The sequence below is a fragment of the Brevibacillus sp. genome (genome assembly GCF_003521185.1).
Classification (GTDB): domain Bacteria; phylum Bacillota; class Bacilli; order Brevibacillales; family Brevibacillaceae; genus Brevibacillus; species Brevibacillus parabrevis.
The window spans coordinates 19,779-42,886 of record NZ_DOTK01000052.1; the positions used below are offsets into that span (position 1 = coordinate 19,779).

Annotated in this window: 22 protein-coding genes and 1 pseudogene; 14 read left to right on the forward strand and 9 right to left on the reverse strand. The window is 51.6% G+C overall.

What is annotated here, in order from left to right; genetic code table 11:
• Window positions 1-285: 285 nt before the first annotated feature.
• The 3 genes from DEP07_RS16740 (at window position 286) to DEP07_RS16750 (ending at window position 3,028) form a co-directional block, all read left to right on the forward strand.
• Window positions 286-807, forward strand: coding sequence for an MgtC/SapB family protein (locus tag DEP07_RS16740; protein WP_063230021.1), 522 nt, complete (start codon window positions 286-288; stop codon window positions 805-807).
• 129 nt (window positions 808-936) lie between these two features.
• Window positions 937-2,049 (forward strand): aminopeptidase, encoded by a 1,113-nt coding sequence (locus DEP07_RS16745; protein WP_287102764.1) that lies wholly within the window; start codon window positions 937-939, stop codon window positions 2,047-2,049.
• Between the two features lie 94 nt (window positions 2,050-2,143).
• Complete coding sequence (locus tag DEP07_RS16750; RefSeq protein WP_173597606.1) at window positions 2,144-3,028, forward strand: NAD(P)-dependent oxidoreductase; 885 nt, start codon at window positions 2,144-2,146, stop codon at window positions 3,026-3,028.
• A gap of 66 nt (window positions 3,029-3,094) precedes the next feature.
• Here the strand turns inward: DEP07_RS16750 and DEP07_RS16755 are convergent, their stop codons facing one another.
• Window positions 3,095-4,156, reverse strand: coding sequence for an AI-2E family transporter (locus DEP07_RS16755; RefSeq protein ID WP_063230024.1), 1,062 nt, complete (start codon window positions 4,154-4,156; stop codon window positions 3,095-3,097).
• Between the two features lie 126 nt (window positions 4,157-4,282).
• On the opposite strand from DEP07_RS16755, the gene DEP07_RS16760 reads away from it, so the two are divergent.
• Genes DEP07_RS16760 through DEP07_RS16770 form a run of 3 tightly spaced genes read left to right on the forward strand, consistent with a single transcriptional unit; the run spans window position 4,283 to window position 9,715 of the window.
• The gene (locus DEP07_RS16760) at window positions 4,283-4,963 is read left to right on the forward strand and encodes a response regulator transcription factor (protein WP_217022287.1); all 681 of its coding nucleotides are present in this window, start codon (window positions 4,283-4,285) and stop codon (window positions 4,961-4,963) included.
• Window positions 4,960-6,744: a sensor histidine kinase gene (locus DEP07_RS16765; RefSeq protein WP_287102765.1), complete on the forward strand. Its 1,785-nt coding sequence runs from the start codon at window positions 4,960-4,962 to the stop codon at window positions 6,742-6,744. Before DEP07_RS16760 ends, DEP07_RS16765 begins: the two co-directional genes overlap by 4 nt.
• A gap of 52 nt (window positions 6,745-6,796) precedes the next feature.
• Window positions 6,797-9,715 carry a WG repeat-containing protein gene (locus DEP07_RS16770; protein WP_173597609.1) on the forward strand — a complete coding sequence of 973 codons (2,919 nt, stop codon included), beginning with the start codon at window positions 6,797-6,799 and terminating at the stop codon, window positions 9,713-9,715.
• A 78-nt stretch (window positions 9,716-9,793) separates the two neighbouring features.
• Here the strand turns inward: DEP07_RS16770 and DEP07_RS16775 are convergent, their stop codons facing one another.
• Window positions 9,794-9,970 (reverse strand): hypothetical protein, encoded by a 177-nt coding sequence (locus DEP07_RS16775; RefSeq protein ID WP_167470308.1) that lies wholly within the window; start codon window positions 9,968-9,970, stop codon window positions 9,794-9,796.
• A gap of 87 nt (window positions 9,971-10,057) precedes the next feature.
• On the opposite strand from DEP07_RS16775, the gene DEP07_RS16780 reads away from it, so the two are divergent.
• Together DEP07_RS16780 and DEP07_RS16785 are read left to right on the forward strand one after the other, a co-directional pair.
• The gene (locus tag DEP07_RS16780) at window positions 10,058-10,543 is read left to right on the forward strand and encodes a GNAT family N-acetyltransferase (protein WP_217022290.1); all 486 of its coding nucleotides are present in this window, start codon (window positions 10,058-10,060) and stop codon (window positions 10,541-10,543) included.
• An 85-nt stretch (window positions 10,544-10,628) separates the two neighbouring features.
• The gene (locus tag DEP07_RS16785; protein WP_287102766.1) at window positions 10,629-12,248 is read left to right on the forward strand and encodes a peptide ABC transporter substrate-binding protein; all 1,620 of its coding nucleotides are present in this window, start codon (window positions 10,629-10,631) and stop codon (window positions 12,246-12,248) included.
• Window positions 12,249-12,326: 78 nt separating this feature from the next.
• Here DEP07_RS16785 and DEP07_RS16790 read toward each other — a convergent pair whose 3' ends face one another.
• Window positions 12,327-12,845: an acyl-CoA thioesterase gene (locus DEP07_RS16790; RefSeq protein WP_122964716.1), complete on the reverse strand. Its 519-nt coding sequence runs from the start codon at window positions 12,843-12,845 to the stop codon at window positions 12,327-12,329.
• Window positions 12,846-13,025: 180 nt separating this feature from the next.
• Here DEP07_RS16790 and DEP07_RS16795 point away from each other — a divergent pair, with 180 nt between their 5' ends.
• The 5 genes and pseudogenes from DEP07_RS16795 to DEP07_RS16815 all read left to right on the forward strand — a co-directional run bounded on the left by DEP07_RS16795 (window position 13,026) and on the right by DEP07_RS16815 (window position 17,283).
• Entirely contained in the window at window positions 13,026-13,235 is a 210-nt protein-coding gene (locus DEP07_RS16795) for a hypothetical protein (protein ID WP_173599208.1), read from the forward strand.
• A gap of 118 nt (window positions 13,236-13,353) precedes the next feature.
• Window positions 13,354-13,482 (forward strand): hypothetical protein, encoded by a 129-nt coding sequence (locus DEP07_RS16800; RefSeq protein WP_255679161.1) that lies wholly within the window; start codon window positions 13,354-13,356, stop codon window positions 13,480-13,482.
• 119 nt (window positions 13,483-13,601) lie between these two features.
• A pseudogene (locus DEP07_RS16805) lies at window positions 13,602-14,153 on the forward strand (GNAT family N-acetyltransferase); the annotation flags it as partial.
• A 189-nt stretch (window positions 14,154-14,342) separates the two neighbouring features.
• Entirely contained in the window at window positions 14,343-16,088 is a 1,746-nt protein-coding gene (gene spoIIP, locus DEP07_RS16810; protein ID WP_122964719.1) for a stage II sporulation protein P, read from the forward strand.
• Window positions 16,089-16,416: 328 nt separating this feature from the next.
• A complete protein-coding gene (locus DEP07_RS16815) occupies window positions 16,417-17,283 on the forward strand; it encodes a pentapeptide repeat-containing protein (protein ID WP_122964720.1) in 867 nt (288 codons plus the stop codon).
• A gap of 104 nt (window positions 17,284-17,387) precedes the next feature.
• Here the strand turns inward: DEP07_RS16815 and DEP07_RS16820 are convergent, their stop codons facing one another.
• Both DEP07_RS16820 and DEP07_RS16825 read right to left on the reverse strand, forming a co-directional pair.
• Window positions 17,388-18,158, reverse strand: coding sequence for an ANT(4')-I family aminoglycoside nucleotidyltransferase (locus DEP07_RS16820; protein ID WP_287102768.1), 771 nt, complete (start codon window positions 18,156-18,158; stop codon window positions 17,388-17,390).
• 237 nt (window positions 18,159-18,395) lie between these two features.
• Window positions 18,396-18,803 (reverse strand): DUF6173 family protein, encoded by a 408-nt coding sequence (locus DEP07_RS16825; RefSeq protein WP_122964722.1) that lies wholly within the window; start codon window positions 18,801-18,803, stop codon window positions 18,396-18,398.
• A 536-nt stretch (window positions 18,804-19,339) separates the two neighbouring features.
• On the opposite strand from DEP07_RS16825, the gene DEP07_RS16830 reads away from it, so the two are divergent.
• On the forward strand, window positions 19,340-20,362 hold the full coding sequence (locus tag DEP07_RS16830) for a hypothetical protein (RefSeq protein ID WP_287102769.1): 1,023 nt from the start codon (window positions 19,340-19,342) through the stop codon (window positions 20,360-20,362).
• A gap of 233 nt (window positions 20,363-20,595) precedes the next feature.
• On the opposite strand, the gene queF is transcribed toward DEP07_RS16830, so the two are convergent.
• The 4 genes from queF to queC are packed head-to-tail and all read right to left on the reverse strand — an operon-like array spanning window position 20,596 to window position 23,026.
• The gene (gene queF, locus DEP07_RS16835) at window positions 20,596-21,090 is read right to left on the reverse strand and encodes a preQ(1) synthase (protein ID WP_173599202.1); all 495 of its coding nucleotides are present in this window, start codon (window positions 21,088-21,090) and stop codon (window positions 20,596-20,598) included.
• Between the two features lie 60 nt (window positions 21,091-21,150).
• Complete coding sequence (queE, locus tag DEP07_RS16840; RefSeq protein WP_255679159.1) at window positions 21,151-21,873, reverse strand: 7-carboxy-7-deazaguanine synthase QueE; 723 nt, start codon at window positions 21,871-21,873, stop codon at window positions 21,151-21,153.
• Complete coding sequence (gene queD, locus DEP07_RS16845) at window positions 21,870-22,358, reverse strand: 6-carboxytetrahydropterin synthase QueD (RefSeq protein ID WP_122964725.1); 489 nt, start codon at window positions 22,356-22,358, stop codon at window positions 21,870-21,872. Before queD ends, queE begins: the two co-directional genes overlap by 4 nt.
• Window positions 22,358-23,026, reverse strand: coding sequence for a 7-cyano-7-deazaguanine synthase QueC (gene queC / locus DEP07_RS16850; protein ID WP_173597616.1), 669 nt, complete (start codon window positions 23,024-23,026; stop codon window positions 22,358-22,360). The genes queD and queC overlap by 1 nt, the downstream gene beginning before the upstream one ends.
• Window positions 23,027-23,108 lie beyond the last annotated feature (82 nt).

Sequence of the window (23,108 nt, forward strand, 5' to 3'; positions counted from 1 at the left end):
TAAATTAATTGTGTTTTTAGTTTGAATTACTTATTAAACAAACATTAACACAACTAAAAGCACAATTTTGTTGGATATGAAAATAAAAAACAAATTAAAACAACAAAAAATCAATATGAAGTGTTATAATAAAATAAAAATTAAGAATATTTCATTTAATAAAAGCGCGGCCAAACGCAAGCAGTTCCATCGGCCATCTGGGGGGATTGGGGAAAGCAAAAAGAAAGGGTCTAAATCGCGTGTCGGCACATATCATGTCTCTATCGCTAAAAGAAGGTGGATGGGATGGAAACTCTGAATGTGTTTTACGAGCAGCATGTGATCATGAACCTGGAAATGTACTTGCGGGTAATCGTGAGCGCTGTGCTGGGGATGTTCATCGGTTGGGATCGCTCACACAAAAACAAGCCTGCCGGGCTGAAGACGTACATGTACGTCTCTGTCGCCTGCACGCTGATCACGCTGGTTTCGATTTACAGCACAAAGCTCTACAGCTCGCCGAACAGCGGAACGATGATGGACCCGATGCGGCTGGCAGCCCAGATCGTGACGGGACTTGGCTTTCTGGGAGCGGGCGTCATTTTGAAAGACGGCTTGCAGGTCAAAGGCTTGACCTCTGCCGCGATGATTTTTTTCGCGGGCGGAATCGGCATCGGAATCGGAGCGGGCTTTTACGGGATTGTCATTTTCTCCGTTATGGTGGCCTTCGCGCTGGCCCGAGTCAGCCAGCGATTCGAAGAGGTCACACACAAACGCTCGGAAAACAGTGAAAAAACAAGCGCGATGAAGCAGCAAGGCGTGGGATAGAACGAAAAGCGGTGCGGGCGATGCCTGCATCGCTTTTTTCTTTTTGCGAATGCGTCCTCCCGCTGATATTCCTCTGACAAACATCCGTTACGCTGTAAAAAACAAAACGATTTGAAGGAGTGTTACACGATGAGAGATGAGCGAATCGGCAAAATCGCAGACAACCTGATTTCGTACAGTCTGGATGTTCAGGCAGGCGAGCATATCATGATCCGGGTAGTAGACGAGGGCGAGCCGCTGGCGGCGGAACTGGTCAAGCGTCTGTATGCAAAAGGGGCTTATCCGCACCTGCGCTTCGTCAGACCCAAGCTGGAGCGGGAGTGGCTGCTGGGTCTGACCAAAGAGCACGTAGCACAGGTGATGGCGTGGGAAAACGATCTGTGGAAGGGAATGCACGGGTACATCGGCATTCATGGCGAGACGAATGACAGTGAGCTGAAAGGCGTGCCTGAAGAAAAGCAGCGTTTGTTTGCCGAAGCGTTTCAGGATATTGCCCACTACATCGACAATCAAACAAAAGGCATTCGCATCAATTTCCCGACGGCTGCTCTCGCCCAGAAGGCGAACATGAGCACGGACGCTTTCGAAGACTTTTACTTCGATGTCTGCTCTTTTGATTACCGGAAAATGGCGCAGGCGAGCCAGCCATTGTATGAGTTGATGGACAAGACCGATCGCGTGCGGATTTTGGGGCCGGGAACCGACATTTCTTTTTCGATCAAAGGAATTGGCACGCAACTGGCGGTCGGCAAGCGGAACATGCCGGATGGGGAAGTGTACACATCGCCTGTGCGGAGTTCGGCGCACGGGACGATCAGCTACAATACCCCGAGCCATTACAAAGGAACGACTTTTGACAACGTCACCTTTACCGTGCGCGAAGGCAAAATTGTCGAGGCAACGGCCAACCATGCGCAAAAGCTGAATGAAATTTTGGATACGGACGTGGGGGCGCGTTACTTCGGCGAATTTGCGATTGCGTTTCATCCGCACATTTTGCATCCGATGGGAGATACGCTGTTCGACGAAAAAATTGCCGGCAGCTTTCACCTGACCCCGGGGCGGGCGTACGATTCAGCCGACAACGGCAATCGCAGCACGATTCACTGGGATTTGATCTCCATCCAAAGACCGGATTACGGCGGGGGCGAAATTTGGTTTGACGATGCATTGATTCGCAAAGACGGGAAGTTCGTGCATGAAGCTTTGCTTGGATTGAATCCGGAGCAGTTGATGCGGTAAGGAGGAGCCGCTCCTTGATTTGACAGCAGGAATATTCCGCCTCTTTCAAGAAGTATAGGCGGTGATAGCATAGAGAGAACGAGGAGCTGGTAGCGTGACTTTACGTGCAGAAGAAACCGTCGTCGGTTTTGTGGGAACGGGCGTCATGGGCAAAAGCATGGCGAAGCACTTTTTGCAGGCAGGGTATAGCGTGCTGATTTACACGCGCACGAAGGCAAAAGCACAGGAGCTGCTGGATGCGGGAGCCGTCTGGAAGGAACAGGTAAGCGAGCTTGCCGCACAGGCTGATGTCATCATTACGATGGTCGGATACCCGTCTGATGTGGAAGAGGTGTACCTCGGCGTCGATGGGATCATTGCTCATGCGAAGCCGGGTACTTATTTGGTAGATATGACGACATCGAAGCCGTCCCTCGCGCAAAAAATTTACGAGGAAGCGAAACAGCATTCGCTCCATTCGCTGGATGCCCCTGTATCCGGCGGCGACGTAGGAGCGCGGGAGGCGCGTCTGACGATCATGGTCGGCGGCGATCAGGAAGCGTTTGAAGCGGTCGAGCCGCTGCTTGCGATCATGGGCAAAAACGTGGTTCTCCAAGGGGGACCAGGTGCGGGGCAGCATACGAAAATGTGCAATCAAATTTGCATTGCAACGAATATGATCGGCGTGTGCGAAGCGATTGCCTATGCGAAAAAAGCGGGACTGGACCCTGCGCGCGTGCTGACCAGCATCGAAGCGGGAGCGGCCGGAAGCTGGTCGCTGTCCAATCTGGCTCCGCGGATGATAGCCGAAAATTTCGCGCCAGGCTTTTACATCAAGCACTTTATCAAAGACATGGGGATTGCTTTGGAAGCGGCCGAGGAAATGGGGCTGTTGACTCCCGGGCTTGCCTTGTCGAAATCGCTCTACGAAGAGCTGGCGGAAAAAGGCGAAGCGGACAGCGGGACACAGGCTTTGATCAAATGGTTTGATCGCCAATAAGGAAGTGAGCCGCTTGGCCGAGCGCCAGACGCAAGAAAAGGAGCCCGCTTGAGACGGGCTCCTTTGTTATTTTGCATTGACCCGAACGTCCAAAGCTTCGCTGGGTACAGGTTTGTTTTTAGGTTGTGGCGTTCCCATCTTTTTCACTTCCAAAATGTCGAGCAAGAACACGAACGACGGAATGCCGACGATCAATCCCCACACCCCGAAGAAATGCTCGGAGAAGATCAGGACGACGAACGTGTAGAAGATCGGCAGATGGGTCTTCGACGCCATCAGGCGCGGATTCAGGACGTACGCTTCCATCGCGTGAATCAGCATGATAAACAAAAGCAAGTATATGACGGTAGGTAGCCCACCGATGCTAAAAGCGATCACGCTGAGCGGAATCAAGGAGATGATCACGCCGGCAACCGGGATCAGCCCAAGCACGAACACCATCAGCGACAGTCCGAACAAGTTGGGGAAGCCGAGAATCCACAAGCCGATCAACGTAAACACGGTGTTGAACAAGGCGATCAGCAGCTGGGTTTCGATTACTTTCCCGAAAGTCAGAATAAACTTTTGGCTGAAGTATTCAATTTCGCTATACAGCCAGGACAGCTTGCTGGTGCGGAATTGGGACGTGAACTGGACGACATTGTCTTTTCCCAGCAAGAAAAACAGACTGAGCAAAAGGGCCAAAAACAGATTGAAGCCCATGTTTTTCACGACGGTCAAAAAGTCAAGACTGCTCTTGACCAGACCTTTCATGTCAAGCTTGTCTAAGGTAGACATGACATACGGGGCAAATTCGGAGTGCTGGTTCGCCCGCACGACTTGTTCGATCAGATGAATCAGTTGCCCGGTTTCGTGAATCAAGGCCGGAAAGGCGCGAATCCCGCCCCATACGAGCAAAACAGCGAGCAGCAAGTACAGGAAAATGAGAGTCAGCTTGGGACTTACAGGCACAAGCTTGTGAATGGATTTGGTGAGAAACTGATGCAATCGATCCATCAGGAATGTGACGAGAAAAGTTAGCAAAACAACGTTGATCATGCTTCCGAGCGAATAAAGCAGGAGGCAAAACAACGCCAATATACCGAAACGTCTGAAATCCTTATTTTGCAAGAAGGTGGGCAAATTCATGGGAACATCCTTTCCAATTTCGAGACGCGCTATTTTTCTTCCATAAGCTTACCGCAACGATGTGTATTTCCTGTGTCTTTTTTTGGCGAATGCTGTAAATAACACGTACCAAGGAGGGCACTCAGCATGAAGCGTCAAGTGCTGCTTGTCGAAGATGAGAGTCGCATCCGCGAAATCGTCGCGGACTACTTCGAGCAAGAGCAATGGATTGTGCATGAAGCAGAAAACGGCAAGCAAGCCATACAAATGATGGAAAAGCTCCGGGTCGATCTGGTCATCCTCGACATCATGATGCCGGAAATGGACGGGTGGACCGTTTGCAAGGAAATCCGGGCAGACTCCGACGTGCCGATCATCATTCTCACCGCCAAATCGGAAGAGGATGACAAGATGCAAGGCTTTGAGCTTGGCGCGGACGACTATGTCACCAAGCCGTTCAGTCCGCGAGTCCTGGTAGCCAAGGCGACTTCGCTGATGAAGCGGGTCGAAGGCACCGTTCGGGGAACCGACCATTTGCTTCGCTTTGGCGAAGTCGTCATCAATCGGCATGCCCGGCGCATGAAGATCAAGGGAGAAGAGATCGACCTCGCGCCAAAAGAGTACGAGCTTTTGGTCTATCTGATCAAAAACGCCGGGATCGTGCTGTCGCGAGAAACGATTATGGATCACGTATGGGGCTTCGATTACTTCGGCGACTTGCGCGTAGTCGATACCCACATCAAGAAGCTGCGCAGCAAGCTCGGCAGCGAGGCCAGACACATACGGACTGTCATCAAGGCAGGCTACAGGTTCGAGGAAGAGCGATGAAAAAATGGGGCGTGACACTCAAGCTGTTTGCCATTACCGCATCGTTTTTCCTGTTGTTTTATACGATTATTATGATCGGTCAGTTACTTTTTTTCGAGCAATTTTATCAATCCAAAAAGCTGAACGATCTGGAAAAGAAGCTCGAAGCCTTTTCCCAACAGTATGTATCGCGGGAGTGGGACGCCGAAAGCATGGCCCGGGAGCTGTCGGCGTTCATCAGCCGCAACAAGACGCAGCTGGCGATTGTCAGCACGAACGGGCAAGTCAAGTACGACAATCCGTTTCGCATCGTCATCCGCGATCAGGTTGGAAAAAGTGTAAAAATCTCTTTGTCGCTGTTCCCGGAGGAGGAGCGGAGTGCCCTGTTGAGCGCGAATTTGCAAAAAGGCGACCGGATCGAGGCGATTGGCGTCTTCGAGGAAGGACTGCTCCAGGAGATGTTTTATCCCCGCGTGATCAGAAAAGCGGGTGCAGCCGACATCGGCAGCCTGAAAGCAAGCGACACCGCCCCGTCTTTGGTCAGCGTCAGCGGTGAAATTACCGATTTGTTTTTGCCTGCGCCCAACCAGTGGAATTTGCGGCAAGGCATTTTGTTTCATGTGTTAAAAGACTTGTTCCCGCTGTCGGAGGAACGGAAACGGGCGCTGGAACACGGCAAGGTGCTGGAGGAAGAGTGGGTGGAACCGTGGAGCGGCGTGCGCAGCCTGGTCGCGATTCATCCCGTGATCCGAAACGGGCAGTTGAGCGAGCTGATCGTCGCCCTGACTTCTTTGCAGCAAATCAGCGAGGCAAACGATGCTTTGCGGCTGTTTTACATCTACATCGGAATCGGCGGCTTTGCGCTCATTCTCGTGCTTTCCTTGCTCTTTTCCAAAATCGTCACCAAGCCGCTGCTGTCTTTGAACAAAAGCGCCCTGCGCATGGCGAGGCTGGATTTTTCCGTCAAGTCGCCGCTTGCCCGCAACGACGAGTTCGGCAGCCTCGCGCGCAGCCTGAATACGATGTCGGAAAAGCTGGATGTGACCTTGCGGGAGTTGCAGCAAGCCAATGAGCAACTGCGTCAGGAGATGGATCACAAGCAGCGGATGGAGCTGATCCAGAAAGATTTTGTCTCGAATGCCTCGCATGAGCTGAAGACGCCGCTGAGCATCGTCAAAAGCTTTGCGGAAGGGCTGCGGGACGGCGTAGGGGAGAACAAGCGGGAGCGGTACATCGAAGTCATCCTCGACGAGACGGAAAAAATGGAGGAGCTTGTCCGCGACTTGCTGGAGCTGGCGAAGCTGGAGGCGAAGACGACCAAGCTGAAAAAAAGCTGGTTTTTCCTGAGCGAGCTGACGGAAGAGATCGGAGAGCGGCTCATGCACCATCTGCGCGACAAAGAGCTTCGAATCGTCACGATTTTGGCGAATGAGGAAGCGCAGTTTGCCGACCAGGAAAAAATCGAGCAAGTGCTGTTCAACATCCTGGTCAATGCCATCCGCTACGCCAATCCCGGCAGTGAAATTACCGTGCGGATCGAAGGCGAGCAGCACGCCCAGCGCGTCACGATTGAAAATGAAGGCGAGCCAATCCCCGAGGAGCAGCTTGGCTTCGTCTGGGATCGCTTTTACCGGATCGAACGCTCGCGCAACCGCAAGACAGGCGGGACGGGACTCGGTCTTGCCATCGTGCGGCACATCCTGGAACTGCACGAGGCAGCATACGGAGTGCGCAATACGAAGACAGGCGTCGCTTTTTATTTTTCATTGCCCAGTTATGGGAAAATGAAACCATTTGCCTGATAAAGCGTCTGACTTTTAGCAGAAGAAAACGACGCAGGGAGGCAAGAAACAAATGAAGCGCGTAAGGATTAGCCTGCTGACGGCTGCGATGCTTTTGACCAGCACATGGGTGGCGCCCGTGCAAGCAGCAACGTTTACTACGGTTCAGCCTTACTTGACTGATTACAAGGTTGGGTTTACTGACGGGCATGCTCTGTTGACCAAAGCCCAGTACGATGAGTTTGAGTACGCCGGGCAAACGGTGATTGTGACGAAAGCCGGGAAAAAAGGATTGCTCGACGCCCGCACGGGAAAAGAAATCACGCCTGCCAGCTGGGATCAGATAGAAATTCCCGGGCGCAACAATGTGGCGATCGTCCAAAAGGGCGGCTGGTTTCAATACATCGATCTGACGACGAAAAAGCTGTCTGCTGCCAAATTCGCGGGAGCGCACACGTACTCCTTGTCCGCGGATTACGCTGACGCGATCGTGTTTGTCGGGCAGACGTCCATGCTTTTGGACAGTACAGGCAAAGTGCTCATACCGCCGTTTGCCGGCAAGCTCTCTGTCGTTTCGCTGATTCCCCCGGAAGCGACGGGAGATCGGGAGGCAAAAGAAACGCGTTACTTGGTGGCTTCGACTGCCAAAGGGATCACGCTGTATGATGCCGCTTCGTTCAAGCCGAGATTTTCGTTGGCGAATACGCAGTTGATTCCGAATGAGGGCGGGCCGAAGACTGCTTACCTCAAGGTGAGGTCAGGCGGCATGGAAGGCTTGGTGGACGTAAACGGGAAATACGTTTTGCCAGCGAAGTACAAGGCGATCTACACGTGGAACGAGGGATATTTTCAGGTGCTCGCGCAAAAAGGCACGGGCTTGTGGAAGGACGGACGATTTTTGGCGGAACCGCTCTATCAAGAGGTCGGCTTTGAGTACAATAACCCCGATTTGTACTGGACGCTGGACAAAGGGATCGTCACCTATCATTCCATCGCCAAGGGAACAGAGCATGCGTTGAAACAGGGCGCGACCTATTTGCACGACAGCTACGTGCTGGGGCAAGACCCGAAGACAGGCATGTACGGCGTGCTCCAGGTCGGCGGGGAAGCAGTGATCCCGTTTGTCTATCCGAAAGTGGAAGGGCCGCCGGCTGCTCGACAGCTTGTGCGCAGCGATGGGAAAAAGGCGATGTTGCCCGCTTGGGGAAAGCCGATCAAAGAGCTTGACTTTTGGTTTGACTCCGCCGCGCCAATCGGCGGCAGCTACAGTATGCAACTGATCAAGGACGGAAGTAAAATCGGCCTGTATTCGGAAAATGAAGGTCTGATTTTGTCGCCTGTCGAGAACCGCCGTTTTCGTTATGAGGAAGCTACGGGGCATATCGTAGTGACCGAGCCGGACGGGAAAGTGCTGCGATTCGGCGGGATTAGCGGCAAGCCGGAGAGCGGGCAACATGTCCAGACTTTGTCTGAACAGTTGAATGGGGTATACGAAGCGGGCAAAGGAACCGTGATTGTCAACCGTACGACCAATCAGCCGATCAGCAAGCTGTATCAACAAGTTTATCTGGATGACGTGTCCAAACTGATCGTGGCAGCAGACGGACAGATGGCTGACCTGTACACTCCCGATGGCAAGCTGCTCACCACGCAGCTGAAGATTGCCTTTATGCGTGAAAGAAGCGATGCTCCGCCCGTCACTTTCATCCAGGTGGGCGATTCCTTTTACACGTGGGGAGGCAAGGAAGGCACGAGCAAGCTGGCACTGCTCACCATTGCGGATGGGGAGCTGCAGGCCGCAAGCGATTTGGTGTATCGGGAAGCAGTGTACAAAGTCGTGGGAGAGAAAAAAGTCGCCGTGATGATGCGAACGGACGGCACGCTGGACTTTTGGGGCGAAGAAGGCAACCAGTTGGTGAAAAAGGTGGCGGGCGCAAGCGAATATCAGGCGGATTCTTACTTTGGCGGTCTGCTGATTGCGGAAAGCGATGGCTGGCATGTGTACTCGTCGTCGCTGCAACGATTGACGACAGGGGGCTATCAGGCATTGAAGCTGCTCGGGCTAAGCGACAAAGGAGCGAAAGCCATCGTCTATCGGGATAAAGCGACGGGCTTGCACGGATTGTTGACCCAGGACGGGAAGCAGTTGACCGCTCCTCAGTACGAGTCGATCCGGCTGTCCAGTGAAGCATTTCCCGGTTTGTGGTCTGCGGCGGAAGGACAGCCGCCTTTTGCGTTCAGCAAAAAAGACCAGTTCGGCTACCTCGATCGGGAGGGCAAAGAGTTGTTTGCCAGCAAACTTCTGACGAAAAAGCCCGCGATCAGCTATCTTCCGCTCCAGTTGCCGAGCTTTGCGGCGTATAGCGAACTGATGAAGCAAAACCCGCTGGAGCTGATCGACTTCGGTAAGCCGTACAGCTGGCCAGAGGGCGGCAGCAGCGAGGGCAAGTTCTACGCGAATCTGGCGTTGTATCTGGAACTTCCGCAAGGCGCGGGCAAGAGCGAAGTGCTCGCGGCGCTGACAGGCAAAGCGATCATCAAGCCGGATGAGGGCCGTTCAGACTTGAGTGACGAAGACATGTACAGCCTCGTCTACTATATGGCGACGGGAAAAAGCAGCTTGTCCATGACAGCGGAGCAGCTGACACGGTGGGCCGAACAGCGGGGAATTGTTCTGCAGCGCGGGGGAAACCAATACTATCAGACGATGGATTTGTACCGGGAGTACCACCAGATGTTTTTTTCTGAACTGCTGCGTTCCTTGGCAGGAAAAAAGGTGGCGAAGCCCAAGGTGCTGAAACAAGGGGAGCTGTCCTTTGCCCAAAAGAAAATGATCGAATCGATGCTTTTGGTCAACGGACGTCCTGCGGAGCAATTGCCGATGCCATTGCCGCAAGCAGAGTGGGAACAGGGCGTCCAACCGTTTTTGACAGCTTACCAGAAGCAGGCGGCCCAACTGCTCGCTGCCTATGAAAAGCAAGTCGGGAAGTAAACGAACATAGTCGATGGAAAGCGGCACGGGGAGTCTCTGCAATCACCCGTGCCATTTTGCTGGTCCGGTTCCATTCAGCTAAAAAATCGGCCAATACTTCAGGACGAGCAAGTAAAAGGCGGCATGCACCAAGGCTGTCACCACGAGAGAAACAACGAAAGCAACAAACGAAATCTGATCGAGCTTGTAGGCGACCAGGAAGAAAATCGAAAAGGCGAGATAGGCAACAAAAGTTCCCTCTTCCAAATAAGCCATAAGTGTGATTCCCCCTATCTTCCTCTATTGTAGCCGATTTCGCTGCCAGATGAGGAGAAGGGACGTTTTTTCAAAGGAGTGTTAGAGATGAAGGTCTTGATCGAAGCGTTAAAGCAGGAGGATGCCCGCGCGCTTTTGGCGTTCGAGAGCAAGAACAGGGAGTTTTTTGAACGGACAGTGCCCAGCCGTGGCGAAGCGTACTATCAGGACGAGCATTTTCAAGAAAGCTTGCAGGCTTTGCTTGCAGAACAAGCGGAAGGGACAGCGTTCTTTTCGCTGATCAAAAGTGAGCAAGGCATTATTTTAGGCAGAATGAATTTGGTAGACATCGATCAAAAGCGAGCGAGCGCGGAGCTGGGCTATCGCGTCGGCGAAGAGGCCGCAGGCAAAGGCGTTGCTTCTTCGGCACTCGGACTTTTGCTGGGCGAGTACGTGCAGCAGCTTGGCATCCGGGAAGTGCACGCCAAGACAACTGCGGACAATATCGCTTCGCAAAAAGTGCTGCTAAAAAACGGCTTTGTCTTTCAGCAGGCTGATGCACAAGGCTTTTTGCACTATCATTGGACGCTGTAGGTTTAAACTCAGCGGTTTGTTTCTGATTGGATGTTTTGGTATTATATGTAATGTTTGAATAATCAGGAATAAAAGGAGAAGGACAATGAAGCTACGAAGCAAAAGGGCTTTGACGGTGTTAGTAGCTACGGGAGTGGTTGCCGCAAGCGCAGCGCATGCTGGAGCGAGTGAGGCGAAGACACAGGCCGTCAGTCCAGCCGATTCCGCGAAAGTTTTGCGGCTGAATCTGTCGGATGAGCCGATGTCGATTGATCCGGCAGTGGCAGATGATCAGCATTCGCTCACTTTGGCGCGAGCCTTGTTTGACGGACTGGTTCGGATTGGTCCCGATGGGAAGTTGCAGCTTTCGCTGGCTGATAAAATGGACGTGTCTGCTGATTTGAAGACGTACACCTTCCATTTGCGCGAGGCAAAATGGAGCAACGGCGATCCTGTCACCGCCCACGATTTTGAATACGCCTGGAAGCGCGTGCTCGATCCGAACACGGAAAGCAGCTACGCCTACCAGCTCTTTCCGATCCTGAATGCGGAAAAGGCCAACAGCGGCAAGGAGAAGCTGGATGCGGTAGGGGTAAAAGCGGTAGACGCGAAAACATTGCGCGTCATTTTGGAGCAGCCTACTCCTTACTTCGCGGAGCTGACTGCTTTTCCCGTCTTTTATCCGGTCAATCAAAAAGTAGTGGCTGCCAACCCGGCCTGGGCAGAGGAAGCTTCGACACATGTCGGAAACGGCCCGTACAAGCTCGCTTCCTGGAATCGTGACGACAAGCTGACCTTGAGCAAAAACGCGGGCTATTGGGATCAGGCGGCAGTCAAGCTGGACAAGCTCGACTTTTCCATCAGCAGAGGTGAGGATCAAGCGCTGGCCAAGTTTGATGCAGGCGAGGTGGACATGGCGGGTGCCCCGTTTGGCGAGCTGCCACTGCATGCTTTGCCGATCTTGCAAGAAAAAGGACTCCTGCATACGAAGCCGCTCGCAGCTGTTTACTGGTACAAGTTCAATACAGAGCAAGCGCCTTTTACCAATGCGAAAATTCGCAAAGCGTTCGCCTACGCATTGAATCGTCAGGCGATCGTTGATACGGTGCTCAAAGGAAACCAGGAGCCAGCTTTGACGGCAGTACCTGTCAGCGACAAAAACAAACAGCCAGCGTATTTCAAGGACAACGACCAGAAGTTGGCGAAAACGTTGCTCGCAGAAGGCATGAAAGAGCTGGGCCTGGCCAAGCTGCCGCCGATTGCGATATCGCTGAACCAATCTCCCGTTCACCAAAAGGTCGCTGTCGAGATTCAGCGTCAGTGGAAACAGACGCTAGGTGTGGAAGTCCAGCTGCAAGAGTTGGAGTGGAAAGTTTTTCTGGAAAACTTGCATAACGGCGACTACCAGATCGGGCGTTCCGGTTGGTTTGCGGACTATGCCGATCCAGCGAATTTTTTGGAGCTGTACAAGGAGAAAGACGGCGGTCTGAATGATACGAAATGGGAAAACAAAGCGTATCAGTCGCTGCTTCAGCAGGCGGCGAGCCAAGCCGATCCAGCCAAACGCCAGCAACTGCTCGCGCAGGCCGAGAAGCTCCTGATGGATGAAATGCCCGTCATCCCGATTTATTTTTACACAAACAACTGGGTGCAGGATAAAAAGGTGAAGGGCATCGTTATGGATGACCTTGGCTACCTCGATTTCAAATGGGCCTCGAAGGAATAAAAGCACGAAGGAAAACAGCAAGTCCCCTTTCCGCCGACAGGAAAAGGGGACTTTTTGCTGTGGTTCGCCATGCATTTTTTACGGCTCCCACGGACGTCTTGTGCCGAGCAAATCAGCGAGGTGCTTGCTGCGCTTGCGGCGTTGTTGGCGTGCTTCGGCTCTTTCGGCGGCTCCGTCGTGCAGAAAAATCTCCTCCTGGGTTTCCGCTACGACTTTGGGCACAGGGGTCGGGCGTCCGTCAGGGCCGATGGCGACGAAGGTGAGAAACGAGGTGGCACAGACGGTGCGTTTTCCGCTCAAAAGGTCTTCGGCAACGACTTTGACGAATACTTCCATGGACGTCTGGTGTGTCCAGGTGACGAACGCTTCGAGCGAAACTTCGTTGTCCACGCGGATCGGATGCAAAAAATCGACGGAATCGGTAGAAGCGGTCACGACTGGTCCGCGGGCGTGCTTCATCGCGGAAATGGCGGCGACATCATCAATATGCGCCATCAGCCGTCCGCCAAACAGCGTATTGTGGTTGTTCGTATCGGGAGGCAGAACGTGGCTGGCTTTAAAAGTTCGGGACTCCCGGACAAAGCGCTCGATCGTCATGAGAAAACTTCCTTTCTTTTTGTCCCTGCAATTATGAATCATTGTAATATTCTCATATCTATTGTTCCACAAGTAGGATGGTTTTATCCATAGCAAAATGAGCATGACGAGCGCCTTTCCTGCAAACGATAGCAACTGGGCAGGAAAAACGTGGGTGATCGATACAAGGGAGCGGTTGCTATGGATAAGTACCTACAGGATGTCAATGCTTTCCTCGCTGCGATCTACGAGCTTCCCGACAAGCTGGCAGGGGTGCTTGCCGTGATGCAGGCTCCGATTCGCGGCTTGACGAACACGCTAATCGTGACCAATGTCCTCTTGGGGTGTCTGGTCGTTACTTCGCTTGCGAATGTCTACATGCTGTGGAGGCAGGCAAAAAAGAACAAGTAGCGGACAACAAGCTTGCCAAAGGTGGCAGCGATAGCGTATACTTCTGGCAAAATCAGGATCAGTCGGATGCGCAAGTGTCGTATATTTTCCAGAAACCAGCGGAAGGGAGAGAGTCCAGATGAAAAAAAGATCGTTGCAGTCTTTGGCCAAAGGCATCGGCTACTCCACCGCTGTTTTCTTTGCTGCGGTTAACTGCGGGAGAAGTCTGTCCAAAAACGGATATACGAACGGGGAGCCTGTGAGTTAATCGCGCTTTTGCAGCTGGCAGCGGAGCAAATGCCACACCACAGGGGATGAACCTGTGGTGTTTTTTTATGCAAAAAAATAGCTGGGGCAAACCAGCCCTACAAGGGAGAGAAGAGCACGATGCACATGCATGGAGGCAACATTTACGTCCGCCTGGTCAAAGAGTCGGACGCGCAAGCGCTTTTGGAGCTTGAGGTGCGAAACCGCGAATTTTTTCAACTTTTTACCGGAAAGCGGGACGAACACTTTTATACGTTGCAAGGACAGCTCGAACGCATTCGCCAGTACATGACCTTATGCGCGGAGGATCGCGGGTACGTTTTCCTCGTGTGTTTGCCGCAGACGGATCAGGTGATCGGGGAAGTGATGCTTTCCGAGGTGGTGCGCTACAATCTGCAAAGCGGCTGGATCGGCTATTTCCTCGATCAGGAGCACAACGGAAAAGGCTTTATGACGGAGGCGGTCAAGCTCGTTGTCCGTTATGCGTTTGAGACATTGGACTTGCATCGGCTGGAAGCAGGGGTGATGCCGCACAATCTGGGTTCGATCAAGGTGCTGCTCAAATCGGGCTTTCACAAGGAAGGGCTCGCCCGCAAAAACGTGAAAATCAACGGGCGCTGGGAGGATCACCAGACGCTTGCGATCGTCAGGGAGGAGCCGGAAGAGTCGATCGAGCCATAAGTGCTGGTCCATTCGTCTGGGGAGCGGACGAATCGCTGCGTCATTTTGTCAGCAATCGCGGAAAGCGTGCCGAAAAGATGTCGGAAGATGAAGGAAAATGCAGGCGAATCACGAATTTTACTATCAGGCTAGATTTACCAATCTCGCTAACGATCTCTACACAAAAGGAGAACAAGAATCTTGCTTGCACGCGTAAAAAACAGTGTTATTGCTGCCTGCTGCCTGATTTTCCTGCTGCCGGCTTCCCTCGCGGAAGCAGCCACACATGTCGAGGTAACGGTTGATCAGTTGAATATTCGCGATACCCCGGGAACGACGACCCAGATCGTCGGCACGATATCCAAAGCAACACGTCTGCCCATCGTGCAGGGAACAAAAGACTGGACGCAAGTGAAGCTCACCAACGGCAAGACTGGCTGGGTCAACAACAAGTATGTGAAAATGCTTGAAATTCCCCAAATCAAATACGTAAAAAGCAATGTGGACATGCTGAATGTGCGTACAGAGCCAAACGCCACCTCGCAAATTGTGCAAATCATTGACAAGAACGGAGTTTTCCTGCAAATGAAAAAGCAGGGCGAGTGGGCGCAACTCAAGCTGTCCGACCAAGCGAGCGGTTGGGTGAACGCACGCTTTTTGGTAGAAACGACGGCGCCAGCACCGAAACCAGCGCCAACTCCTGTTCCGACACCGACGCCAGTGCCAACCCCGACGCCTGTCCCGGTTCCCGTTCCGCAGCCGACCCCCGTTCCGACCGTACCAGAAACACCGGGCGGATTGGGAGCAGGGCCGCTCGTTCTGAACGAGAGCTACGAGGTGTACGCAGCTCCTGATATTTTGGGAACGGTGATTGGACAAGTCAATGGCGGCACCACGATTACGCAATACGGTTATGCGGACGGGTGGTACACGATCGACTACTACGGCACCTACGCCTATATTTTCAAACCAGTCGTGCAAGGTGGAACGGGTCAGACGACACAGCCGCCAGTAGTTGCTCCGGTTCCGGCAGAAGCGACGGTTCGCGTGAAAAACGCCGACACCAACCTGCGCAGCGGCCCCGGTACAGAATACGATGTCGTGGGCAACGTTCAGCCTGGTCAAACTTTTCCAATCGTGCGAACCGTAGGGCAATGGTACGCCATTCGCCTGCCAGACAACTCGGTTGCTTACATCGCCGGCTGGATTGTCGATCTGATTCCAGCTGCGGGGACGGGAACACCGACGCCAGGCTCCACAGGACCGACAACGGGAGTAGGGTACAATCAAGGCATGATCGGCAATGAAACGGTCTACATTTACCACACGCACAACCGCGAGTCATGGAGAAATGTAGCGCGCAATACACAGGGCAGCTCTGTGGACGATCCTGAGATCAACATTACGCTGGTAGGCAAGCGACTGGGCGAAATCCTGCAAGGAAAAGGCATCCCGTCGATGGTCAACCAGGACGACTTCGCGCAAAAACTGGCGGAGCAGAAAAAGAGCTACTCGATGTCCTACACCGAATCGTACAAAGCGGTTGCGGCAGCGGCGACGACCAGCCCGAATCTCAAGTACATTTTCGACATTCACCGGGATAGCGACGAGCCGCGCAGCAAAGTCGCCATCACGATCAACGGCAAAACGTATTCGCGCATGCTGTTTGTCATCGGGTCAGCCAACCCGAGCTATCTGGAGAACAAAAAGCTGGCCGATGCCCTTCATGCACGCCTGGAAGCATACTATCCCGGCCTGTCGCGCGGCGTCATTTTAAAAAGCAAAAACGAAGGAAACGGCGTGTACAACCAGTCTGTCTCGACGGGAAGTCTGCTTCTGGAGTTTGGCGGAACGAACAATACGCTGGAAGAATGCTACAATACGGCAGAGGCTTTTGCCGATGTGCTGGTCAACTACATGCTGGAGTCGCAAGTCGCCTTCAAGTAACTTGCAAGAAACCAAATGGTCGCGCCGTTTTTCGCTTACTGCGGCAGACAGGTTGGCGGGAAGCAGGCACATCCGTTTTCGCAAAAACGCCGATACTTGTTTCCCATTTTCACAAAAAGCAAGCACGATCCTTTTGCCAGCGGTGCAAGGCGGATCGTGCTTTTTTGTGCGATAGAACAGAGACAATCAGGCAGGAAGCGACAATGGATTGACGAGATACGGTCGGCGTACTACGATGGTAATTATTTGTTAGCCCGCTTGACCTTATCGCCTCTTTTGACAGTTGAGTGCTGATACGACGAAGCGGCTATTTTTCAGGAGGATAAGTATGGATGATCAGCAGGGCAATCATGCGCCGAGCCTGGCGGGGTTGCGCGATGATTTGCGAGCGGACTGTGAAAAATGTTTCGGACTGTGCTGTGTGGCGCTGCCTTTTGCCGCTTCTTCGGATTTTGCAATCAACAAAGACGCAGGTACCCCCTGTCGCAACTTGCAGGCCGATTTTCGCTGCGGGGTTCATCAAAGCTTGCGGCAGATCGGCTTTCGCGGCTGTACAGTCTACGATTGCTTCGGCGCAGGGCAAAAGCTTTCCCAAGAGACATACGGAGGGCGTGACTGGAGACGAGCGCCTGAGCTGGCAAGCCAGATGTACGGAGTTTTTCCGATCATGTGGCAGTTGCATGAGCTGCTTTGGTATTTGACGGAAGCGCTGACTTTTCATGCTGCCCGTTCCCTTCACGCGAAGCTGGACGATGTGTTGCAGGAGACGAAGCGGTTCACGGAGCTTGCTCCGGCAGAGCTTTTGCGGGTAGATGTACCTGCACATCGGGCAAAAGTAGGCGAGTTGTTGCGGGAGGCGAGCGAACTGGTGCGGACGGAAGCCTGTCGCAAGCAGAAAGGCGCACGCATCAAAGCGAGAAACGTGGGGCGGGGAGCCGATCTGATTGGCGCGAAGCTCAAAGGAGCCGATTTGCTGGGAGCGAACCTGCGCGGAGCCTACTTGATCGCGGCTGATTTGCGCGGCGCAAACTTGAGATGGGCCGACCTGATTGGCGCTGATCTGCGCGATACCGATTTGCGCGGCGCCGATCTGACGGACAGTCTGTTTCTCACCCAGGCCCAGCTCAACGCAGCGAAGGGCGATGCTGCCACGAAAATACCGCCCTCGTTTACGCGGCCCGAGCATTGGGCGTAAGCTTCTGGCACAACTTCATGATTGCAGGAGAAGGAGAAAAGCCCCGCATACAGCGAGGCTTTTTCCAAACAGGCAAACTGGCAATAAACCGATTTTTGCTTGCATTAAAATGGGATTCGCTTGGTGTGAATCACATACTGATGCTTGGCTGCCCATGCGTGGAGTCCGTTCCAAAACCGCTCGCAGGCCGCGACGATTTTGCCCGAATCCGCCAAATCTCCAGCCATCACCATTGTCGCTATCTGGTCGTAGCCATCGGGACGATCTGGCAGTTCCAACGATTCAGGCAGTACCTTGGCTCCTGTCGAATAGAACGTCTGCTGGTGCAGCCCGATCAGCATAGCGCCGTATTGGGCAAATTGCATGGCCAGGTAAGGGAGGTAAGTGCGGGGGCCTTCCAGGCTGATATTCCTCAGCTTCCCGATGAACTCGTACATTTCACCTACAAGCACGCCGTTGATTGCCTGCGTGAACGCTTCTTTGGCAGGAGAGTGCGCCGCTTCTTTCAACGTTTGAAAAAAGCCTTTCGGATCATACAGACTCAGCGGGGCGAAAAAAGGGCCATGGGTCAGCGGCCAGTCATCTTCGACAGTAGCAGCCATGTCCAAAAGCACATGTGCACTGATGACATTCACTTCGGCTTTCCATGGTCCGGCAGACCATTCGTGGCTGAAATCTGTTTCTTCGCCTGACTCTTCTAGGACGCACAACATCTCTATATCAGAGAACGGGCCGTCCGTTCCGCGCGATACCGAGCCATAGACGCCGATCGCCAAGACTTTTTCGCCGTAAACCTCGTGCAATCGGGCGGCAATTTCCTTGCAGGTTTGCAGTCTTTCGGTGCGAGATATTTTTGTTGGTCCATTCATGCTCATTTGTATGCATCTCCCTTGAGTTTAATTGGGGGGAATGGGACAAATGCTCACGAATGGAGGGCCGCGGGCTTAACGAGGGATGTTTTTGGGATGCATGAGCAGTCTCCTCCAACAACAGAAAAGGTAGGTTCCTATTTATACGCTACTTTAACTTGGTTACCATGTTTTTACAATATATTTTGCCCAGGCGTATCCAGGAAAGACCGAATGCCCTGACCATGCAAAAAGAAGACGCTGTTACACGTCTTCTTCTTTTGTTTCTTCGGAAGCGCTGAACCCGATCCGCTTGGGCGGGTTTGCCGGGTCTGCTTTGTTGACTGCCATCAAGAGAAAACTGATTTGCGAGATGTGCTGGATGAGTTCGACTGGGGCGCCTGCTTCTGTTGTTCCGAAAAAACGAATCAGACTGGGATTGAAATAGCCGATCCCTTCTACGCGCAAGGTGATATTTTGGCCGAACGATACCAGCCGCATCCCGACTTCATGCTGTTCATCCAGGGATATCTCAAATTCGGCAATCATTTGAATTAAGCGCTTGTGAAATTCGCTCGCAAGATTTTGATCGGGCTGGACCTCAAATACAGGAAGCTCTTTCGTTTTCACAGCATTTGGGGATGTAGGTAAGCTATACTCGTTGGCTGCCATAGCAATACCCCCTTTTTACAAACATTATAATCTATGAAAATAATTTGAAAAAGGTTAAATTTTGCTCGGATAAAAAAAGGGAAACTCCTTGTCAGGAAAGGAGTTTCCCTCGATTCTAGCGATTGTCGACTTTTTCCGGTTACAAACTATATGCCTTAAACCAGTGATGTATAAGGGTTTCGTACTTGTCGAAACGTGAGTTGTTGACGGATTGTTGACGGATTGTTGACGAAACTTGGTTGCCGCTTTTTTTATGGACTATGCGTCCGGGGAGGGCAATTGATTCATTTGTCATATAGTTTAAGTAAAATAAATATTAAAGCCCAAAATATACCTCCAAGTAATATATTGCTATCTCCTCCAAAGAATAACCCAGTAAAAAATCCCAAAACTATAATTATCAAAAATTCTAATAATTTGAACATTTTTGTTTTTATTCCTTTTTTTGGATTTTATGTATATAATAACATAGAAAAATTAAAAGGTAAAAGGTGGTATTAATATGAAAAAGTTATCATCTTTTTTGTGTTGTCTGTTTGGCTACGACATTAGTGTTAACTCCTGGATTTAGTGACAACCTATTAGCAAAAGAACGACAAAAAAAGATGGATATAGTTGAAATCTCATTAGATGAGTCTCGTTCCTCAAAATCGTTAAAAACATTAAGTAATAATGATAGCGAAGAAACTTATTACTTCATCCATAATGAAGGTGAAGAAATAGATCCCAAAGATATAAAGGATTATATTAAGACTGAACTCAAAATAAATCGTTCGTCTGAAGATGAAGGAGTGCCACCAAAACTGATGGGGGTAGGTGTCTATAAACAAGATGGTACTAGACACGTTGATTATATCTTTGATCAACTAGATGAAGTCCCTTTAGAAGAAATTCGTGAAGAAATTCAAGAAAAAGTTGAACTTGCTGAAAATAAAGGCGCAAGGAATATGAATTCATTAAAAGCCTCAGCAAGTTCTGATGATGATACTTATTCCGATTCTTACACATACAGAGTGAGAGATAATAACCGAAACACATTAGCGGGTGTTTATACTAGCAACGTAGATTATACAAGAAGAGGTATATCAACATTAAGTGGCAAGAAAGTATCTGTTTGGGATGTTAAGTTTTTCAATCAAACAGAGCCTATGAATGATTATCAAACTCGTGAATTAGCAATGAGATACAGACATCTTGGTGATGAAATTGACGAACAAACAATCCGCTCATATGGACCATATACCACTGACACAGACACTTCGGTTATTGTTGGATTGTCAGGGTTAGTTCCCTCGGTGAGTTGGACTTTCAACAGGAAATCAGCAAATATTATTGATGAATCAAGCCTTTCATCTCACTATACTAAGTGGGTTGTTGATTTTGCTTTAGGTACTCAGACTGCAAAGAAAAACTATGTTTATGAACCAGGTGTTCGTGTGACCAATAACGATGCAGGAATAGTTTTTAGACATAACCATTATATTAATTATTATAGAAATCTTGATTCTCAAGCGAAACTAAACAGTGGGACCATTGAATTGATTTTGACAGATTTATAAGAAAATTTGCTAGAAGGATATTAGTGCTACATTTATTTGATGACGATTTGACTTAGTTATAACGGAATCCCTACTATTTAGTAGGGATTTTTTGTAGTTGTCTTACCTAGTCAAAACTAAAAATAGTCCTCACTGCTTGGGGCATTTTCTATCTAAATATATACCTCGGCAGCGACGGTCAAAGAAAAACCCTTGCATATCAAGGGTTTTCTCACTCTAACCAACATCAACCTCTACCGATTATCCACTTTCTCCGGGTACATATCATGGTTCATCAAGCGATAGCTGGCCATCTCTTCGTACTTTGTTCCCGGCTTGCCGTAGTTGCAGTACGGGTCGATCGAGATGCCGCCGCGCGGAGTGAATTTGCCCCACACCTCGATGTATTTCGGGTCCATCAGCTTGATCAGGTCGTTCATGATCACGTTCACGCAATCCTCGTGAAAATCGCCGTGGTTGCGGAAGCTGAACAGGTACAGCTTGAGCGATTTGCTCTCGACCATTTTAATATCCGGGATGTAGCTGATGTAGATCGTAGCAAAATCCGGCTGTCCGGTGATCGGACACAGACTGGTGAACTCCGGGCAGTTGAACTTGACGAAGTAGTCGCGGTACGGGTGCTTGTTGTCAAAAGATTCCAGTACACTCGGGTCGTATGAATAGTTGTAGGCCGTTCCCTGGTTGCCCAGCAGGGTGAGGGAAGACAGATCGCGTTGTTGTTCGTTCATTGGTTTCTCATCCTCGCTTTTTTTCATCTATAATCCAATCCTGGCTTTTCATTTACACGCCTACACGCCGCGCTTGTTTCCCCAGACCAGGGCGTGGAGCTGCGGCAGCACTTTCGCGTCGTTCAAATCGGGGGCGGCCATCGCCTGGTCGATCAGCCATTCAAAGCTTTCCAATAGCTTTTCTCTCAGTTCGTGCGTGTCCGCGCTGACGAGATCGCTATTTCCCGGCTGGAGGAAAAAAGGAACCGCCGGATACCGCCGATGGATGTCGCGCGCATATGCGAAGTCGGCGTCGTCAAACACGACGACCTTCAGGCTCAGCCCCGGATGCTTTTGCTCCGTCAGAGCGCCCACGATGCGATCGAGCACGGCGTAATCCGTGTTCATGCCAGAGCTGGGCGGCTTCGGAGAAATCGTGATGTCGTCGATCAGCGGCAGCCATTCCTGCCAGCGGCTTCCTTGTGTCTCCAGCGCCGTGCGAATGCCGCGTTCCTTTAAAAACGAGACAAGCTCGCCCATGCCTGCGAGAAGCGCCGGGTTGCCGCCAGAGATGGTGACATGGGAAAAACGGTCTTGGCCCAGACGCGTTAGCTCTGCCCAGACTTCCTCGACGGACAACTGCTTGATTTCATCGCGCGCCGAGCCGTCCCACGTAAAGGCGGAGTCACACCAGCTACAGCGGTAGTCGCAGCCAGCGGTGCGGACGAACATCGTCTTTTGCCCGATGACCATGCCTTCCCCTTGAATCGTCGGGCCGAAAATTTCCAGAACGGGAATGCTCACTCCATCATCCACTCCCGTCTCGCCTCGGCGTAGCTCGTCGGCGTTTCAAACAGGCGGACAAATTCGACGCGAGCGCCGCGGTAGCGGTCGCGATAGACGTCAGATTGAAGCTGCTGCTCCATTTGTTCAAACAGCCAGACGACCATGTTTTCTGCCGTGGTGTTCATCGGCGGCAGCATTTCATTCAGGTAGCGGTGATCCAAGTAAATCTCGATATGTTCCTTCCAGATTTGCTTGATGTCGCCGAAGTCGATGACCAGCCCGATTTCATCCGGGTAGCCGCTGATGCCAAACACGACGTGGTACGTGTGTCCGTGCAAGTTTTTGCATTTGCCTTCGTAGGCGTGCAGATGGTGGGCGGCGTCAAACGTAAACTCCTTGCTCACCAGCACGCGCTTGTTATGGTAGCGCAGCTGCGATTGTTGAATATGGGTGCCAAGTGTCTGCATGCGGTCGACGATGCGAAAGTCAAAGTTTGCGCTCATCAGACGTTGGCCCCGGATTGAGTTTTTTCGGAAAGATACTTGTCCAGTCCGGCTTTTCGCAGGTGGCAGGCAGGGCATTCGCCGCAGCCGTCGCCTTTGATGCCGTTGTAGCAGGTGAGGGTTTTTTCGCGGATATAGGTGAAGGCACCCAGTTCATCCGCCAGCTTCCACGTTTGCGCCTTGTCGAGCCACATGAGCGGCGTATGGATCACAAACGGATAATCCATGGACAGGTTAAGCGTCACATTGAGCGATTTGACAAACGCATCGCGGCAATCGGGATAGCCGCTAAAATCCGTTTCGCAAACGCCAGTAACCAAATGCCGCGCTCCTTTTTGCTTGGCAAAAACGCCTGCAAAAGACAGGAACAACAGATTGCGCCCATCGACAAATGTGGATGGAAGCTGGCCTTCCTCCTGGGTGATGTTGATGTCTGTGCGGGTTAGTGCATTGGGAGCGAGTTGATTCAACAGGCTCATGTCCAATACGGTGTTGGCTACGCCCAACTCCCGGGCGATCTCTTTGGCACACTCGATTTCCAGCTTGTGCCGCTGCCCGTAGTCAAACGTAATCGTTTCTAGTTCGCCGAATTGCTGCTTGGCCCAGAACAGGCAAGTGGTGCTGTCCTGACCTCCACTGAACACAACGACGGCTTTTTCCTTTTTCATGCTCTCCATCTCCTTCAGTATCGTAATGGAAGAAAGAGAGTTCTTGAACTTGCTCCTGCAAAAAAACAAAACAATACCAAGG

Bases quoted from the DNA above. Each gene is read 5' to 3' on its own strand.
- DEP07_RS16815 (WP_122964720.1), top strand. From the start codon at position 16,417: ATGGATGATCAGCAGGGCAATCATGCGCCGAGCCTGGCGGGGTTGCGC.
- DEP07_RS16760 (WP_217022287.1), top strand. From the start codon at position 4,283: ATGAAGCGTCAAGTGCTGCTTGTCGAAGATGAGAGTCGCATCCGCGAA.
- queC (WP_173597616.1), bottom strand. From the start codon at position 23,026: ATGAAAAAGGAAAAAGCCGTCGTTGTGTTCAGTGGAGGTCAGGACAGC.
- DEP07_RS16820 (WP_287102768.1), bottom strand. From the start codon at position 18,158: ATGAGCATGAATGGACCAACAAAAATATCTCGCACCGAAAGACTGCAA.
- DEP07_RS16825 (WP_122964722.1), bottom strand. From the start codon at position 18,803: ATGGCAGCCAACGAGTATAGCTTACCTACATCCCCAAATGCTGTGAAA.
- DEP07_RS16780 (WP_217022290.1), top strand. From the start codon at position 10,058: ATGAAGGTCTTGATCGAAGCGTTAAAGCAGGAGGATGCCCGCGCGCTT.
- DEP07_RS16755 (WP_063230024.1), bottom strand. From the start codon at position 4,156: ATGAATTTGCCCACCTTCTTGCAAAATAAGGATTTCAGACGTTTCGGT.
- DEP07_RS16740 (WP_063230021.1), top strand. From the start codon at position 286: ATGGAAACTCTGAATGTGTTTTACGAGCAGCATGTGATCATGAACCTG.
- DEP07_RS16785 (WP_287102766.1), top strand. From the start codon at position 10,629: ATGAAGCTACGAAGCAAAAGGGCTTTGACGGTGTTAGTAGCTACGGGA.
- queF (WP_173599202.1), bottom strand. From the start codon at position 21,090: ATGAACGAACAACAACGCGATCTGTCTTCCCTCACCCTGCTGGGCAAC.
- DEP07_RS16795 (WP_173599208.1), top strand. From the start codon at position 13,026: ATGGATAAGTACCTACAGGATGTCAATGCTTTCCTCGCTGCGATCTAC.
- DEP07_RS16790 (WP_122964716.1), bottom strand. From the start codon at position 12,845: ATGACGATCGAGCGCTTTGTCCGGGAGTCCCGAACTTTTAAAGCCAGC.
- queD (WP_122964725.1), bottom strand. From the start codon at position 22,358: ATGAGCGCAAACTTTGACTTTCGCATCGTCGACCGCATGCAGACACTT.
- DEP07_RS16775 (WP_167470308.1), bottom strand. From the start codon at position 9,970: ATGGCTTATTTGGAAGAGGGAACTTTTGTTGCCTATCTCGCCTTTTCG.
- DEP07_RS16745 (WP_287102764.1), top strand. From the start codon at position 937: ATGAGAGATGAGCGAATCGGCAAAATCGCAGACAACCTGATTTCGTAC.
- DEP07_RS16800 (WP_255679161.1), top strand. From the start codon at position 13,354: ATGAAAAAAAGATCGTTGCAGTCTTTGGCCAAAGGCATCGGCTACTCC.
- DEP07_RS16765 (WP_287102765.1), top strand. From the start codon at position 4,960: ATGAAAAAATGGGGCGTGACACTCAAGCTGTTTGCCATTACCGCATCG.
- DEP07_RS16770 (WP_173597609.1), top strand. From the start codon at position 6,797: ATGAAGCGCGTAAGGATTAGCCTGCTGACGGCTGCGATGCTTTTGACC.